Source organism: Actinomycetospora corticicola, assembly GCF_013409505.1.
Classification (GTDB): Bacteria; Actinomycetota; Actinomycetes; order Mycobacteriales; family Pseudonocardiaceae; genus Actinomycetospora; species Actinomycetospora corticicola.
Genome location: NZ_JACCBN010000001.1, coordinates 6,109,897 through 6,125,436 on the forward strand (window position 1 = coordinate 6,109,897; position 15,540 = coordinate 6,125,436).

Sequence of the window (15,540 nt, forward strand, 5' to 3'; positions counted from 1 at the left end):
CTCTCTAGGAGGTGCAGCCTCCGGAAGTCGACTGCAGACGGGAGCCTGCGTGGCGGCCCGGTCAGGCTCGGTTGCAGCGGCAGGATGAGCAGATGGACACGGGTGGGCCGCCGCTGGGGGAGCGGGCACGTCGGGCGCTGCTGGACCACGTGCTCGAGGTCGGGGACGCGGCCGAGCGGTCGTATCTCGAGGTCAAGACAGAGGTTGACCTGAGCAAGCCGGCTGGGGTCGCCAAGGTGGCGAAGTTCTTGCTCGGCGCCGCTAATCGGGACCCGGCGGATGCGAGCCGCTACTTCGGGGGGTATGCGGTCATGGTGCTCGGAGCCGGGAAGGGAGTCCGGCACGGTCTGCCGGCAGGGGTCGAGCCCCACGAGCTCGAGGATCGACTCCGTCCGTACCTGGGGACCAATTTCCCGACCTTCGACCTCGAACGGCTCCCCGCCGACGAGCCGACCCGTGAGGTGCTGTTCGTGCTGGCTGCCCCTCCGTCCCGAGGCCAGCCTCCCTACCCCTGCCGCAAGAACTTCCAGGGCGAGAAGGGGCAGGAGAACCTGGCCGACGGCGCGATCTACGTTCGGGGCCACAGCAACACCCGACCCGCCCACTCCGGTGAGATCGACGCACTGGTCGAGCGGGCCCGCGGTGAGCACGACCGGCGCGAGATCGATATCGCCGTCGACGCCCTCGGCCCCGTACAGCGCATCCTTAATGCCGACGAGCTGATGAGCGCCTTCTTTGACCAGACCGAACAGAAGTTCCGCGACGCGCTCGCAGGCCCAGAACCCGACCCGATCGCTTTCCCAGCAGCCACGCTGTCCGGCGCTCCCCGTCGGTTGTCCGTGGAGGAGCGCGAGGAGCACCTGGCGCGCTGGGTCGACGCCCGGCCCGCCCTTCTCGCGCAGGGCCGCGACCACCTGCTCGGCGTGCTCCTGCAGGGCATGCGCCTATCAGTGACCAGCAACGGTCGCTACATCGACCACCCCCGCCTGACGGTCGTGTTCCACGATTGCACCTTCGTCGAGCACCTCGAACACGGCGATCTCGACCCGCAGACCCTGATCGAACCGGTGATGGGGCGCCACCACGATTTCTACGACGCGGTGTCACCGCCGATGCCGATGCTCGCGAACTACCCGGTCCGCTGGGAAACCGACGGTCGAGGCGTGCGCGTGACCCTGACCCCCGACTCGCTGTACCCCGACGACCCGTGGATTACCGAAGGCGACGACTACTGCATCCTCGTCGACTCCGACCGCTCCACTGTGCGGGTCAGCTGGATGATGAGCGAGCGCGGGAACGACGAGGTCTACCGAGGCGAGTTCGATGTCCCAACTGCTGATCCCGAGGACCTCTTCGCTCTCTTCCGTGCTTTCCGCGACCAGGACCTGCGGGACACCACCTGACCATGGCCCTTCGGCCACGACGGCGCCCCGGGGCGCCGTCAGCTCCGGAAAGGGGAGGACTGGTCACACTCAAATCGAGGACCTCCTCGCGCTCAGTGAGGCTGAGCGCGTGAGGTGAACAGGTTGAGCGCTCGCTCCAACAGCAGCACCGGTCCTGCGATCATGTTCGTCAAATCCGTGGTTGTGGTGACGACGCGAGCGTGGAAGCCTTCTGGCGTGTCCAACGCGTGCGTGGCGCCCATGAGCATGTGCCAGCGGCCGCTGTGCGCTGCGGAGTTCAGCTGCGCGAGTGTGAGGTTCAACGCCGACCGCAAGGCCGTGTCGCACTCGTCGAGGCGTTCGTCGAGCGCGTAGCCCAGCATCTCCTTAAGGGTCGGATTCTTCTTCAGCTGCCCTCGGGGGAGGCCGATCTTATCGGATACCTCGAGGAGAGTCCTCTGTCGTTCCGCGACTGTGGTTTCGATCTGTTGCCACTGCTCGGGACTGCCGACGCCGATCGTGTCCCTTGCGTCTTTCAGCATGGTTTCGTAGGAATCGAGGTCGTCCTTGGCCAGGCGCAGCGCGTGCTTGGTACGGATGGTGCGGCTCGGCGGTGCGAGCACGAAGACGGCGGCGGCGGCGCCGTTAAGTGCCGCCCGGGCCAGCGCGCGGTGACCGGTGCCGTACGCGGTGCGGTCGCCGGCGAGGGCGGCGAAGAACGTCGAAAGAGCGTCGATGCCGGCTGCGATGCCCGTCCAGGCGATGCTGCTCGTCGGGTACTCGGGATAGGCGCGGTCGTCGGCGGCGAGGCTGCTGCCGGGCTGTGCCTGCATCGGGTGCTCCAGCATGGGGCGCAGCGCGGCGACGACTGTGGACAGCTCCTCGAGACGCTTGAGCGCGAACTCGCGTGCCTCCTCGGTCTCGCCGGTCCCAATGGGGACCGCACCCTCAGGTAGACCATTCGTCACGCAGCCAGGATGACGGATGCCGTCCACCCAGTTTCGCCCCGTCTGATGCCGAGCCACCCCGCGTGGACGGTGCCGCTCTCACTAAGGCGCACTTCTCGCGCCTCGAAGGTCAGTGCCTATCGAACCGAGACAGGGGCGCCGTTGCAGTTCCGGAGCTCGGCGATCAGGTGGTGAGGGCGTGGTGTTGCCGCACGACCGCTGTGAGGATCTCGCTCGGCTCCGGATCTGGCGACACCTCCGGCGCCGCGAAATCAGCCTGCTCGGCATGATGCGCGGCTGGTCCTGAGGCCGCCAGCCTCGGCGCTCCGCCGGAGCTGCGTCGACACGATCGGCACGCCCGCGGGCTCATCGCCGAGCCGACTCGGACCTCTGTGCTCGCCGCCGCGATCTCAGCGACCCCGCGGTGAGCGGAGCGCGCCAGCGATTGGTGCGCGGTGCCGCGCTCGCGCCGGGTGGTGGGTCTGACCATCTGTCGGTGAGGACCGGACGTTCAAGCGTCGCGCCTAGCGGCGCTCCGGTGGTGCCGCCTGCGGCGGCGCTGTTCTTTCCGGGTGGGCCCGGGAGTTTGATCGGGCCGCTCTCCCCGTCAAGGGCGCCTGCGGCGTCGCTTCGCGACCGGACTTCGTCCGGCCCTTGACTGCGAGCCTCGGCGGCCCTCAGGCGCCCGAAGCGCGGTGGAGGCCAAGAGACGCCTCCACCCAGCGCCCGGGCCCACCAGCCCGGCCCGGCAGGGGGAGGGCCGATGAGCGGCACGCACCACGACAGCGGAAAGACCTACGAGGGCGCCACCGATGGCGAGCTGATTCAGGCATGGCTTGCAGGTGACAACAACGGACTGAGCGAGCTCGTGGCCAGGCACCATGCATGGCTGACCGCCAGCGTCCGGTACCTGTCCTTCGGTGAGCGAGATGTTGAGGCCGTGGTGCAGGACGTCTGGGTGGACGTGATGCGAGGCGCGGGCGGCTACCGGGGGACCGGGTCTGTGCGGGCATGGCTGGAGACGATCGTCCGTCGACGCATTAGGAGCACCTGGCGAGGACGGAGGGTCCGCCCCCAGGTCCTCACCGAGACGATGGACGAGACCGCGAGGGTGGAGGTCGGGCTGGCGGAGCGGGTCGAGCAGCGCCTCGCTCTGCACGATCTCCTTGCAGCCCTGCCGGAAGGGCAACGAGAGGCGATCTGGTGTGTCGACGTACTGGGACTGTCGGTCAGCGAGGCGGCGGAGGCGCTCGGTGTGCCTGCGGGGACGATCAAGTCGCGGTGCAACCGAGGGCGTGAGTACATGCGGGTGAGGCTCAGCGCCGAGTAGTCCGCGCGGCATCCCCGACGGCTGGCGCCGTCGAGGATGGAACCGACGGACCGGTCCTGGCCTCTACGGGGCATGGACCAGCTTCACGACCACCGTCGCGTCGATGTCGCCCCCATCGGCGAGGAGTTTCGTCGTGCGCTCGAGGGCGACGAGTACGCGACCAGGGCGCTGCACGCCCTGGCCTACCTCTCCGACGATGGCCGGCTCAGCGAGGTCGCCTGTCGGGCGCTGCGTGCGCTTGGTGGTCCCCGGCAAGACGGTCGCCGGCCTTGGGAGGCAGACCGAGTGGACCAGCCTTGGGTCTGCGCCGTCGTCGACCAGTTGCTGAAGCACTACCGCTAGACGACGGCCCCCGCGAGCACCCGCTCTGCCGGAAGACTGGTGCCGGCTCAGCTCAGAGCCGAGTCGAGGAAGATCGCTGCGTCGGCGTGGAGCTCGCCGCGGCTGACATACGCGTCCTTCAAGAACCGCGCCTGGCCCATCAGGTCGGCCTTCATCCGGTCAGTGAGGGTGCCCTCGTCGTCGAGGATCGTCGCGTAGGTGCGCCGCCAGGTGTGCGGGGTCATCCAGTCGAGCCCGACGTCCTCGCGCACCGAGCGAAGAGTGCGGCGGACGTTCGACGGCCAGCGATAGGTCGGTCGGCCGTCGCGGCCGGCAGCCGGGAAGACCGGCCATTCCGGTTCGCCGGGCTCCTCGAGCCGGCGCCGCAGCATGTCGGCGGCGAGCTGAGGGAGAGGGACGACGCGGAGGGCGGCCTCTGTTTTGCCGTCGTGGCGCACGAGGCCCTTGCCCTTCACCCATGTCACGTTGCCGGCGATCGTGACCACCGGGACCAGTCGCTCGCCGGCGGCTGTGCGGACCGGCACGCCGTCAAGGTTGAGGTCGAGCCGACGGGTCGCCAGCGCCTCGCCGACGCGGAGGCCGGTACCGAGGAAGAAGCGGACGAGGTCGGGAAGCTCCGCGGCGCGCGCGACCTTCTGTCGACGTAGGACGGCCGGGTCGTCTGATGAGCCGTCGAGCCACGCGAGGAAGTCGCGCCGCTCGTCCGCGGTAAGTTCGCGTGGTCGGCTCGCGCGCTGGCCCTTCGGCTGCTCGATGCGGTCGAGCTCGCGGACGGGGTTGCTCGCGACGGCTTCGTTGAGCACCGCGACCTGGAGCACGCCGCTGACAATCGACCGGAGCTTGCGGCGCGTGTTGGCGGCATAGCGAGGCTCCAACGCCTCGAGGAAGGCGTCGAGGCGGGCCACCGTGCACTCGCGAAGCCTGAGGGCGCCGAGCGCCGGCAGGATTGTGCTCCCGAGGTGGAAGGCGTAGAGAGCGTGCGTCGAGTCCTCACGGCGCCGCTCGACCTTGGTGAGGTAGAGCGTCGCAGCCTCGGCGAACGTCGAGGCCGGCGTGAGCTCGCCGGTCCGCGCCACCCCGCTGCCGCGCTGGCGGTCCCGAATGGTGGCGTGGAGCGCTGTGGTCGCCGCCGTCTTGGTCGGCCCGTGGGCCTTCAGCTGGCGGGTGACGCCGTCGTGATCACGGAATCGGCACCGCGCGACCCACACCCTGGGGCGGTCCTCGATGACTCTGATCTGCCCTGGCGTGCCGAGAGGGAGAGGAGGTCGAGCCACGCCGTGCCTCCCGAAGGTTGGAGTAAGCGCGCCGTAGACGCGCCGCTACTCCCTGGGAGAAAACCACGGCAGACTGCTGACCTGCAACGAAGGGTGCGCCGTCAGGGACTCGAACCCCGAACCCAGTGATTAAGAGTCACTTGCTCTGCCCATTGAGCTAACGGCGCGTGACCAGAAGACTAGCACTGCTGATCTTCCGGTCCGGCAGCAGGGGTACCGCTGCCGTCCGGGTGAGTGACGGGACTTGAACCCGCGACACCTGGGATCACAACCCAGTGCTCTGCCAACTGAGCTACACCCACCATTGGCTGCCCCCGGCGTCCCGGCGACCGCATCAGACTACAAGCCGCCGTCGAGCCGGTTCCCACCGGGTCAGGCCGTCGGATCGTCGCGGAAGCGGTAGACGACGTCCGCGAAGGCCGTCGTCGGGAAGGAGAACAACACGCGTGCCGGACCGTCGCCGGCGGACAGGCCGTGCTCGATGCCGCCGGGCAGACGGACGTGCGTCCCGGCGTGCACCGTCGTCTCCTCGCCCGCCAGCGCGACGTGCGCGGTGCCGGACACCACGAAGTACAGCTCCGTCGCGGCGTGGCGGTGGCGGCCGAGCCAGTCGCCGAGCTCGAGGTCGATCACACCGGTGGTGATGGCGTGCGGGGCCGGGTCGGTCCCGTCGTCGAGCAGGCACCAGCGCAGGCGGCCGCGGACGGGGTCGTCCCAGGTCTCCCACGACTGGTCGACGGCGGCGGTGAGGAGCGACATCGGGCCTCCCGGGGTAGGAGGGGACCCCAGGACTCGAGGCGGACCTTCACGGGTCGACCGAGGGACGGAGGCCGGAAACCCCGCCGTGGCGCGCTGCTGACGACCAGGGTCAGCCGTGTGCCACCGCTGACACCGGAGCGGGAGCGACCCGTCGTCAGGAACGCTCGGCGTCGACCACGTCGGCGGCGGCGGCGCGGGCCTCGTCCGTCGTCGGGCCCGGGAGGGGCACGAACGCGGTGCGGCGGTAGTACTCGAGCTCGCGGATCGACTCGCGGGCGTCGGCGAGCGCGCGGTGGGCGAGCCCCTTCTCGGGCTGCGCGTAGTAGATGCGCGGGTACCAGCGCCGGCACAGCTCCTTGATCGAGCTGACGTCGATCATGCGGTAGTGCAGGTAGCCGTCGAGGTCCGGCATGTCGCGCGCGATGAAGCCGCGGTCGGTGGCGATCGAGTTGCCGCACAGGGGCGCGGAGCGGGCGTCGGGGACGTGCTCGCGGATGTAGTCGAGGACCAGCTTCTCGGCCTCCTCGAGCGTCACCGACGACGCCCGGACCTCCTCGGTCAGCCCCGACTTCGCGTGCATCTCGACGACGACCTCGGGCATGTTCTCGAGATCGTCGTCGGAGGCGTGGATGACCACGTCGACGCCGTCACCGAGGGGGACGAGGTCCTGGTCGGTCACGAGCGCCGCGATCTCGATCAGCTTGTCCTTGCCGAGATCGAGCCCGGTCATCTCGCAATCGATCCACACCAGCCGTCCGTTCACGCCCGCGACCCTACTGATCTCGGCGGATCCCGGCGCGCGGACGGCGAGCGACGGCGCCCGACGGTGATCGACGATGTGGCGGAACTGCCACTGGATGACAGCAACGACGCTTTCCTGCCACGGGGATCAGTGCGAGAACGCCGCCAACTGCGCCGAGCGGACGTCGTCGGTCTGGGCCTGCACGAGGTGGAACATCGCCTCGCGGGACCACCGCTGCTCGTGCGACGACGAGTACATCGCCGACCCGCCCCGGGCGGCGACCAGCCCCGCCGCGGCGCGGACGGTCAGCTCGGCGATCCGGCCCCGCAGTTCCAGGCGCTCGGAGACGAAGCGGTCCTTGTCGGGGGCGAAGCGCAGCTCGTAGGCCCGCTCGCGCAGCGGCCACGCCGTCGACGCCAGGGCCTGCGCCTCCTCGACGGCGGCCGGGCGGTCGCGCTCGTGCCCGGTGCGCAGCGTCTCGTCGATGACGCGTCGGAGCAGGCCCAGGGTCGCGGGCTTGGTGTCGATGACGGTCCCGGCGTCGCGGCGGCGCCAGTCCTCCACCGGCACGATCGCCGCGACCTCGTCGGCGGCGACCGCCACGTCGTCGAGCCGCAGCCCCACCGTGCGGGTCCCGCCCATGACGGCGAGCGCGTACGGCTCGGTCGCCACCAGGCCCGGCCGCTCGTGCGCCGGCAGCAGAGCGAACACCACCTCGCCGGAGTCGGCGACCGCCGCCACCAGGACGAGGTCGACCAGTCCCCAGCCGGTGCACCACTCGGTCCGACCGGTGAACCGCCACCCCGACCTGCCGTCGGGAACGGCCCGGATGGCCGGCGGCCCCGGCCGCCGCAGGTGGGCCACCGCGATCCCGCCGAGCTCGTCGCCGCGGCAGAGGGCCTCGCGGTACTGCTCGGCCGCCGGGTACGACGAGTCGAGCGAGAGCTTCTGCGGCGTGCGGTGCTGGGTGAGCACGAACCACGTCGCGGCGTCCGCCCCCGCGAGGATCTCCTCGACCTCGGCGAGCGTCCGGTCGTCCCGGCCGAGCCCGCCGAGCTCCGTCGGCGCGGCGACGCCGTAGAGCCCCTGCGCGGCGAGCCAGCGCAACATGCAGCGCTGGACGCCGAGCGCGGGGTCGTCCGAGTCCGCGGCGTTCTCGAGCAACATCTCGGCGGCCCCCCGCGCGAGCGCGAGGGGATCGGACCCGATGGCCAGGTCGGGTGGGTGGACGGTCATGTCCGCAGGTTCTCCTGGGGGGAGGGGGAGTCGAGAACCGTTGTACCAAATCGAATTGTCACGCCGAGGTCACGACGAGGACTGACCGAGCTCCTTCTTGACGACCTTGCCGGTCTGGTTGCGCGGCAGTTCGTCGAGGAATTCCACGTCGCGCGGGGTCGCGAAGCGGGCGAGGTTGTTCTTGACGTGGTCGCGGACGTCGTCGGCCGAGACCTTCGCGCCGTCCTCGAGCACGAGGTAGGCCGCGAGACGCTGGCCGTACTCCTCGTCGTCGACGCCGACGACCGCGGCCTCCTTGACGCCGTCCATGTCGCCGAGCAGGCCCTCGACCTCACCGGCGTGGATGTTCTCGCCGCCGGAGACGATCATGTCGTCGGCGCGGCCGGAGATGAAGAGCAGGCCCTTGTCGTCGTAGTGGCCGAGGTCGCCGGTGCCGAGCATCCCGTCGACGACCTCGGTCTCCCCGCGGCCGCCGGTGTAGCCGGTGAAGAGCATGTCGTTGCCGACGAAGATGCGGCCGGTCTCGCCCGCGGGGAGCTCCTGGTCGTCGTCGCCGAGGATCTTGACGTCGGTGCCGGCCGGGGGCTTGCCCGCCGTCCCCGGCTCCTGGCGCAGCTCCTCGGGCTTCGCGATCGAGGCCCACGAGACCTCGGTCGAGCCGTAGAGCATGTAGAGCTTCTCGCCGAAGGTGTCGAGGAACTCGGTGACCTTGTGCGGCGGCATCGCCGAGCCGGTCGCGGTGACCGTCTTCAGCGCGGAGGTGTCGTAGCGGGCGATCGCGTCGTCGCCGAGCTCCAGGATGCGCTGCAGCATCACGGGCACGGCGAACATCGACGTGCACCGGTGGATGGCGAGCTGGCGCAGCGCGTCCTCGGGGTCGAACTTGCGGCGCAGCACGAGCGTCGAGCCCATGAGCGAGCCGATCTGGAACGCCGCGAAGCCCCACGTGTGGAACAGCGGCGCCGAGACCAGCGCCGGCTCACGGGCGGTCAGCGGGATGCGCGAGAGGATCGCGTTGACCGGCCCGATGCCGCCGGGGGTCGGCCGCTCGGCGCCCTTGGGGGTGCCGGTGGTGCCCGACGTCAGGACGATGGTCTTGCCCGTCGGCGGCTTGGTCGGCAGGTCCTTCGACCCGTCCACCGCGATGAGGCCCTCGAGGGTGTCGTCGCCCCAGCAGGCCGCGCCCTCGTCCTGCCACGCGCCGATGCGCGTGACCGACTCCGGCACCTCGTCGAGGCGGTCGACGAGGTCGGAGTCGACGACGATGCTCGTCAGCTCCTGCTCCTCGGCGACGGCCTTCATCTGGCCGGTGGAGAGTCCGGTGTTCATCAGGACGACGTCGGCGCCGATCTTCGACGCGGCGATGATCGTCTCGATGGGGCCGCGGTGGTTGCGGCAGAGCACGGCGATCTTGCTGCCGGGCCCGACGTTGCGGTCGGCCAGGGCCCGCGCGAGGCGGTCGGTCCGCTCGTGCAGCTCGCCGTAGGTGACGGTGCCGCGGTCGTCGATGATCGCGACCTGCTTCGGGTGCCGCCACGCGCCGATCGTGTAGGCGGTGGTCGGCGTGAAGCCGTAGCGGTAGAGCGCGACCGGGAACTTCACCACCCGGTGCGGCGCGATCGGGGCGACGACCCCGGCTCCGATCAGGAGGCGGACCCCCGTCGCGAGCTCGGTCGGGGTTCCGAACGGCGTCCTCACCAGTGCACTCCAGGGAGAAGTCGGGCAAAGGCCTGTGCCCCGCGCGAGAGCGGACCGGCCTGCAGGGCACGGTCCTCGCCGGGGGTCAACTCATCACTACCCTCACGCGCCGCCCGCGATTCGGGGAACACGCGATAGGCGACGTGCATGACGACGTCCACGATCCGCGGCGTCAGCGACGCCGAGACGGCGCCGAGCGTGCCGAGCGCGGTGCCGACGTGCTTGGGGCGGTGGATGAGCGCGTTCACCACCATGTCCGCCGCCTCCTCGGGCGACAGCGTGGGGAAGGCGTCGTAGATCTTCGTCGGGGCGATCATGTCCGTGCGGACCAGCGGCATGTGGACCGTCGTGAACGTGACGCCGTCGCCGATCACCTCGGTGGCGACGATGCGGGCCCACGCGTCCAGCGCGGCCTTCGACGCGACGTAGGCGGAGAACCGCGGCGGACCGGTCTGCACGCCGATCGAGGAGATGTCCACGACGTGGCCGAAACGCCGCTCGATCATGTGCGGCAGCAGGGCCATCGTCAGGCGGATCGCCCCGAAGTAGTTGATCGCCATCGTGCGCTCGAAGTCGTGGAACCGGTCGAGCTCCAGCTTCACCGAGCGCCGGATCGAGCGGCCGGCGTTGTTCACCAGCATGTCGATGCCGGTGTCCGGGCCCGCGTGGTCGGCGAGCATCGACTTGACCGTCGCGTCGACCGACTCGGCGTCGGTGATGTCGCAGGTGTAGGTGTGCGCCTGGCCGCCCTCGCGCTCGATCTCGAGGCGCACCTCGTCGAGCTCCTCCTGACGCCGGGCCACGAGCAGCGGCACCCCGCCGTTCCGGGCGACGCGGATCGCGGTCTCCCGCCCGATCCCGCTCGACGCGCCGGTGATGACGACGCGTCGGCCGAGCAGGGGCGGTCCGGGGCGCTTGCGCCGGGCGCGGTTCGGGTCGAGGTGCTCGCGCCAGTACCGGACCAGCACGGGTGCGTAGTCGCCGAACTCCGGCGGCGTCATCCCGTCCAGGGCCTGGACGGTCTGCTCGGCGGTGTAGACGCACGGGAACGTCAGGTGCGGCAGGACCTCCGGCGGGATGTCGAACTCCGCCAGCGCGATGTCCCGGGCCGACCCGCCCGCATCGGTGTCCGCCGCCGCGCCGGCCGCCCGCGTCAGGGCCTTCCCGACGGCGGGTGGCAGCACCGGCACGAGCTTCGGTGCGCCCAGGGGGCCGGCCAGCCCGTTGTAGATCTCGGAGAGCGGCTGCGGACGCGGGTTGACCAGGTGGAACGCGCGCCCGTCGAGATCGGGGGTGTGCACCAGCGCGACCATGGCGTCGGCCACGTAGTCCACCGGCACGATGTTCGTGGCGCCCAGCTCCGGCGCGGGCAGGCGCAGGAACCCCGGCAGGCGGCCGAGCGCGCCGATCGCACCCATGAGGTAGTACGGGCCGTCGATCTTGTCGATCTCGCCGGTGCGCGAGTCGCCCACCACGATCGCGGGCCGGTACACCCGCCACGGGATCGTGGACTCCTCGCGGACGATCTTCTCCGCTGCGAACTTCGTCTCGTGGTACGGGTTGCCGAACCGCTGGCCGAGGTCGAAGTCGTCCTCGGTGAACACACCCTCGTGCTCCCCGGCGACCGCGACGCTCGAGACGTGGTGGAAGCAGCGCGCGCCGATCTCGGCGGCCAGCGCCACGACGTTCCGCGTGCCGTCGACGTTCGCCGAGCGGTTGGCCTCCTCGTCGGCGGTGACGTCGTAGATCGCGCCGAGGTGCAGCACCTCGTCGACCTGGCCGGCGAGGTCGTTCACGGCGTCGTCGTCGAGCCCGAGCCGGTCCTTCGTCAGGTCACCCGTGACGGGGACGAGCCTGTCCACGCCGGGGAGGTCCCGGGTGCGGCGGCGTAGCTTCTGCACCGAGCCGCGCCGGACCAGGGCGTGGACCGCCTCGCAGTCCTCGCGCTCCAGCAGCCGGGCGAGGACCGCGCGTCCGAGGAACCCGGTACCGCCGGTAACGAGGTAGCGCATGGCGGAGGATGTTGGCACGAGACACCCGTCGGCGCTACGCCGAGTGCACCGTTCGTCGTCCTTTAGCTACCGGCCGTGCGACCGGTGGTCGGAACGGGGCAACCTCGCCGGTCGGGTCGTGCGCGATCCGTGTGCGCGCGACGGATCACCCGAGCATCGCCCGCCGGTAGGCGGTGGGCGTCCGCCCGGTCCGGGCGCGCACGAGCTGCCCGAAACGGGTGGCGTTGGGGAACCCCCAGCGGCGCGCGACCGCCGAGACCGGGGTGCTCGCGGCGGCCGGGTCGGCGAGGTCGGCCAAGCACCGGTCCAGCCGGCGGGTGCGGATCGTCCCGGCCGGGGTGCGGCCGTCCTCGGCGAGCACGGCGTGCAGCAGGCGCGGGGAGACGAACAGGGCGGCCGCCGCGGAACGGGGCGTGAGGTCGGGGTCGGCGAGGTGGGCGTCCACGTGCTCGTCGAAGGCGGCACGCAGCGCGTCGTGGGGCTCGTCCGCGGTGAGCAGGCCGCGGCGGGCGAGCTCGTCGTCGAACAGGGTGCGGGCCAGCTCCGCGGCCTGCTGCGCCGACGCCGCGAGCGCGGCCGTCCCGCCGGTGGAGGACTGCAGGCCGGTGAGGAGCCCCGCCACGGCCGGCGCGAGGCCGTGCGCGCCGCGCAGGGTGGTCGCCGTGAGCGGCTCGGGGCGGCGGTGGCCGCCCGGACCCGACGTCGGGAAGCGGAAGCAGAGACTGCGGTAGCCCTCGCGGGCGACGATCTCGACCGGCCGGGCCGAGTCGTAGAACACCAGGTCGCCGGGGGAGACCGTCGCGGTGCGGCCGTCCTGCCGGAACTCCGCGTGGCCCTCGAGCTGCAGCGACAGCAGCGTCTCGGACGGGGCGCCGGACGCGATGTGCTCGGCCTCGCGCACCGCGACGTGCGGGTGGGCGACCATCGCGATGAGCGAGGCGGGACCCAGGCGGCGCTGCGTGACGCGCCCGCGGAAGCGCTCGGGGCGGGCGAAGGAGAAGTCGGCGGCGACGAGGGCGTCGGCGACCACGTCGGACCACTCGGTCGCGTCGGCCATGCGCCCACCTCGTGCGCCCGTCGGAGAGGTCCCTGCACTGTAGCGAGAGCGATGAGACCCCGGCCACATCTAGCGTCGGGCGCATGACCGAGCAGCTGACCCGCCCCGGCCTGCACGTCGGCGACGAGTTCGACGGGATCGTCGCCCGCCTGGAGGCCCTCGACCCGCTCCTGCGGGCCGAGGCCGACGCCGTGGAGGCCGCCGGCCGCCTCACCCCGCGCGTGGTGGAGGCCCTCGAGGACGCCCGCGCCTTCGACATCGGCATGCCCGCCGAGCTGGGCGGCCCGGAGTTCACGCCGCGTCAGGTGATCCGGGCGGTCGAGACACTGTCGCGGGCCGACGCCTCGACCGGCTGGGTCGTCATGGCCCTGCAGATGGTCGCGGGCACCACCGTCGCCTACCTGGGCGCGGACACCGTGGCCGACATGCTCGACGGGTCGCACCGGATGCTGGCCGCCGGGCAGGGGACGCGGCCGGGCCGTGCCCGCGTGGCGCCCGGCGGCTACCGGGTGTCCGGCTCCTGGCAGTTCGCCTCCGGCCTGCTGCACTGCAGCCACGTCCACACCGCGGCGATCGTCGAGGAGACCGGCGAGGCGCTCGTGTTCACGCTGCCCCGCGAGCAGGCGACCCTGGTCGAGAACTGGGACGTCATGGGCCTGCGCGGCACCGGCAGCATCGACTACACGCTCGACGACGTGTTCGTCCCCGCCGAGCGCACCTATGTCGCGACCACCACGGAGCCACTGGTCGGCGGCGCGGTCTACCGGTGCGGCCTCGCGAACATGGCCGGCATCTGCCACGCCGGGTGGGCGCTCGGCGTGGGCCGACGGCTGCTCGACGAGATGTCGGCGCTCGCCGTGGCGAAGAGCGGCACGTTCGGGGCGGGCGTCGACACCACCGAGTTCCACGCCGCCTACGCCCGCGCCGAGGCGACGCTGCGGGCGGCGCGCGCGTGGACGTCCGAGGTCTGGGCGGACAACGAGGCCACGCTCGCCAGCGGGTCGGCGCTCTCGACCGACCAGGAGACGCTGACCCGTCTCGCGCTGGCCACGACGACGGAGGCGGCGCTCGAGGTGGGGCAGACGGTCTACCGCTGGGCCGGCACCGCCGCGCTGCGCTCCGGTCCGCTGAACCGGGTGTTCCGCGATCTGCACGGCGGCACCCAGCACGTCACCTCGTCGCCGGCCGTCGTCCAGGGCACCGGCAAGCGGCTCGCCGGGCTCGCCCCGGACGCGCGGTGGGTGTTCCTGAACCTCGTGGGGTAGTCAGCGGTCCCCGTCGGCCATCTTCTCGACGTGGTCCTCGGCCTGCTCGTCCTTCGCGACCGCCTCGATCCGGTCCTTGGTCTGGTTCTCCTCGTCCTTCTCGGGGTCGAGGCCGGTGAGCGCCTGTTCGGTGCCCTCGTACTCGTTCACGTACTGCTGCTCGAGGTTCGCGGCGCGCTGCGAGGGGTCGGTCATGCGCGGAGATTCGGCGTTTCGGGTCGGGCTCAAACAGCGGGGCCTCCGGCGGTGACAGCCGTGTGCCACCGCTGACGTCGGGTGACAGCGGGTCGCCACGGTCGACGGCGGGCCGGTCGGTGGCCGATCCGTGTCACCGGACGCGTCGGAGGAGCCATCGACGCACGGGCCGATGCACCTCTCGTCGGGAATGCACCCGACGGGGATCGCGGGCGCGGGCCCGGACGGGGTAGGCAGACACCGTGGTCGACCTCGCCAACCTCCCGCCGGAGCAGGTCCGGGCGCTGCGGCGTGCCCCGGACGCGGGATTCCGCGCGCCGATGCTCGCGTCCCTGTCGAAGCCGACGGACCCGCCGCCGCCGCGGGCGGGCTGGTCGTTCGAGCGGAAGCTCGACGGGGTGCGGGTGATCGCGACCCGCGAGCGGGGGGAGCGGCCGCGGCTGTGGAGCCGGAACCGGAAGCCGGCCGACGCCAGCTACCCGGAGGTGGTCGAGGCCCTCGACGCGGCGGGGCCGGACCGGTTCGTGCTCGACGGGGAGATCATCGCGGCGGACGGCCGGTTCGGCTCGTTGCAGGCGCGGATGCACCTGTCGGACCCGCGGCGGGCCCGGGCGACCGGGGTGGCGATCGAGTGCCATCTGTTCGACCTGCTGGTGCTCGACGACCTCGACGTGACCCGCCTGCCGTTGGTGACGCGCAAGGCGTTGCTGGGGACGGTGGTGCGGCCGGAGCCGCCGGTGCTCGTGCTCTCCCCGGCCCTCGACGGCGACCCGCTCGAGCTGCGGGACGCCGCGTGCGCCGACGGATGGGAGGGCCTCATCGCCAAGCGCCTGGACGCGCCGTACGTCGAGGGCCGCAGCCACGACTGGCGCAAGCTCAAGTGCGTCCGCGACCAGGAGTTCGTGATCGGCGGGTGGACCGACCCGGCGGGGTCGCGCAGCGTGCTCGGGGCCCTGCTCGTCGGCTATCACGAGGACGGGGTGCTGCGGTACGCCGGGAAGGTCGGGACCGGGTTCGACGACGCCGCCCTCCAGCTGCTCCGCGCCACGCTCGACCCGCTCACGACCGACGTCGACCCGTTCTCCGACGCGCCCCGTGAGCGTGGCCGGCACTGGGTGCGCCCGGAGCTGGTGTGCCAGGTCGGGTTCGGGGAGTGGACCTCCGACGGCCGCCTGCGCCACCCCCGCTACCAGGGCCTGCGCGACGACAAGGACCCGCGCGAGGTGGTGCGGGAGGTGCCTCCGGCCCGTGAGCACTAAGTGGGGCTATAACACCCCTTAGTGCTCACCTGCGCGAAGCGC

14 protein-coding genes and 2 tRNA genes are annotated in these 15,540 nt (G+C 71.6%); 5 read left to right on the forward strand and 11 right to left on the reverse strand.

Annotated features, from left to right (window positions below; all coding sequences use genetic code 11):
- Positions 1 to 92: 92 nt before the first annotated feature.
- Positions 93 to 1,403 (forward strand): hypothetical protein, encoded by a 1,311-nt coding sequence (locus tag BJ983_RS29780; protein WP_179797128.1) that lies wholly within the window; start codon positions 93 to 95, stop codon positions 1,401 to 1,403.
- Positions 1,404 to 1,495: 92 nt separating this feature from the next.
- Here BJ983_RS29780 and BJ983_RS29785 read toward each other — a convergent pair whose 3' ends face one another.
- The gene (locus BJ983_RS29785; RefSeq protein ID WP_179797129.1) at positions 1,496 to 2,377 is read right to left on the reverse strand and encodes a hypothetical protein; all 882 of its coding nucleotides are present in this window, start codon (positions 2,375 to 2,377) and stop codon (positions 1,496 to 1,498) included.
- Positions 2,378 to 3,092: 715 nt separating this feature from the next.
- Between BJ983_RS29785 and BJ983_RS29790 the strand changes: the two genes are divergently transcribed.
- Together BJ983_RS29790 and BJ983_RS29795 are read left to right on the forward strand one after the other, a co-directional pair.
- A complete protein-coding gene (locus tag BJ983_RS29790) occupies positions 3,093 to 3,659 on the forward strand; it encodes an RNA polymerase sigma factor (RefSeq protein ID WP_179797130.1) in 567 nt (188 codons plus the stop codon).
- A 72-nt stretch (positions 3,660 to 3,731) separates the two neighbouring features.
- Positions 3,732 to 4,001 carry a hypothetical protein gene (locus BJ983_RS29795; RefSeq protein WP_179797131.1) on the forward strand — a complete coding sequence of 90 codons (270 nt, stop codon included), beginning with the start codon at positions 3,732 to 3,734 and terminating at the stop codon, positions 3,999 to 4,001.
- A 47-nt stretch (positions 4,002 to 4,048) separates the two neighbouring features.
- Here the strand turns inward: BJ983_RS29795 and BJ983_RS29800 are convergent, their stop codons facing one another.
- The 9 genes from BJ983_RS29800 to BJ983_RS29840 form a co-directional block, all read right to left on the reverse strand.
- On the reverse strand, positions 4,049 to 5,209 hold the full coding sequence (locus BJ983_RS29800) for a phage integrase central domain-containing protein (protein ID WP_179797132.1): 1,161 nt from the start codon (positions 5,207 to 5,209) through the stop codon (positions 4,049 to 4,051).
- Positions 5,210 to 5,369: 160 nt separating this feature from the next.
- Positions 5,370 to 5,442: transfer RNA gene (locus tag BJ983_RS29805), tRNA-Lys, on the reverse strand.
- A gap of 62 nt (positions 5,443 to 5,504) precedes the next feature.
- A tRNA-His gene (locus BJ983_RS29810) sits at positions 5,505 to 5,577 on the reverse strand.
- Between the two features lie 70 nt (positions 5,578 to 5,647).
- Complete coding sequence (locus BJ983_RS29815; protein ID WP_179797133.1) at positions 5,648 to 6,034, reverse strand: cupin domain-containing protein; 387 nt, start codon at positions 6,032 to 6,034, stop codon at positions 5,648 to 5,650.
- 154 nt (positions 6,035 to 6,188) lie between these two features.
- The gene (orn, locus tag BJ983_RS29820) at positions 6,189 to 6,797 is read right to left on the reverse strand and encodes an oligoribonuclease (protein ID WP_179797134.1); all 609 of its coding nucleotides are present in this window, start codon (positions 6,795 to 6,797) and stop codon (positions 6,189 to 6,191) included.
- A gap of 126 nt (positions 6,798 to 6,923) precedes the next feature.
- Positions 6,924 to 8,012, reverse strand: a complete 1,089-nt coding sequence (locus BJ983_RS29825) for an acyl-CoA dehydrogenase family protein (protein WP_179797135.1) — start codon at positions 8,010 to 8,012, stop codon at positions 6,924 to 6,926.
- A 69-nt stretch (positions 8,013 to 8,081) separates the two neighbouring features.
- Complete coding sequence (locus BJ983_RS29830) at positions 8,082 to 9,710, reverse strand: AMP-binding protein (protein ID WP_179797136.1); 1,629 nt, start codon at positions 9,708 to 9,710, stop codon at positions 8,082 to 8,084.
- Positions 9,707 to 11,722 (reverse strand): SDR family oxidoreductase, encoded by a 2,016-nt coding sequence (locus BJ983_RS29835; protein ID WP_179797137.1) that lies wholly within the window; start codon positions 11,720 to 11,722, stop codon positions 9,707 to 9,709. Before BJ983_RS29835 ends, BJ983_RS29830 begins: the two co-directional genes overlap by 4 nt.
- A gap of 145 nt (positions 11,723 to 11,867) precedes the next feature.
- Positions 11,868 to 12,779, reverse strand: coding sequence for an AraC-like ligand-binding domain-containing protein (locus BJ983_RS29840; protein ID WP_179797138.1), 912 nt, complete (start codon positions 12,777 to 12,779; stop codon positions 11,868 to 11,870).
- Positions 12,780 to 12,862: 83 nt separating this feature from the next.
- Between BJ983_RS29840 and BJ983_RS29845 the strand changes: the two genes are divergently transcribed.
- Positions 12,863 to 14,044: an acyl-CoA dehydrogenase family protein gene (locus BJ983_RS29845; protein ID WP_179797139.1), complete on the forward strand. Its 1,182-nt coding sequence runs from the start codon at positions 12,863 to 12,865 to the stop codon at positions 14,042 to 14,044.
- On the opposite strand, the gene BJ983_RS29850 is transcribed toward BJ983_RS29845, so the two are convergent.
- A complete protein-coding gene (locus tag BJ983_RS29850; protein ID WP_179797140.1) occupies positions 14,045 to 14,239 on the reverse strand; it encodes a hypothetical protein in 195 nt (64 codons plus the stop codon).
- Positions 14,240 to 14,481: 242 nt separating this feature from the next.
- On the opposite strand from BJ983_RS29850, the gene ligD reads away from it, so the two are divergent.
- Entirely contained in the window at positions 14,482 to 15,498 is a 1,017-nt protein-coding gene (ligD, locus tag BJ983_RS29855) for a non-homologous end-joining DNA ligase (protein ID WP_179797141.1), read from the forward strand.
- Positions 15,499 to 15,540: the final 42 nt, after the last annotated feature.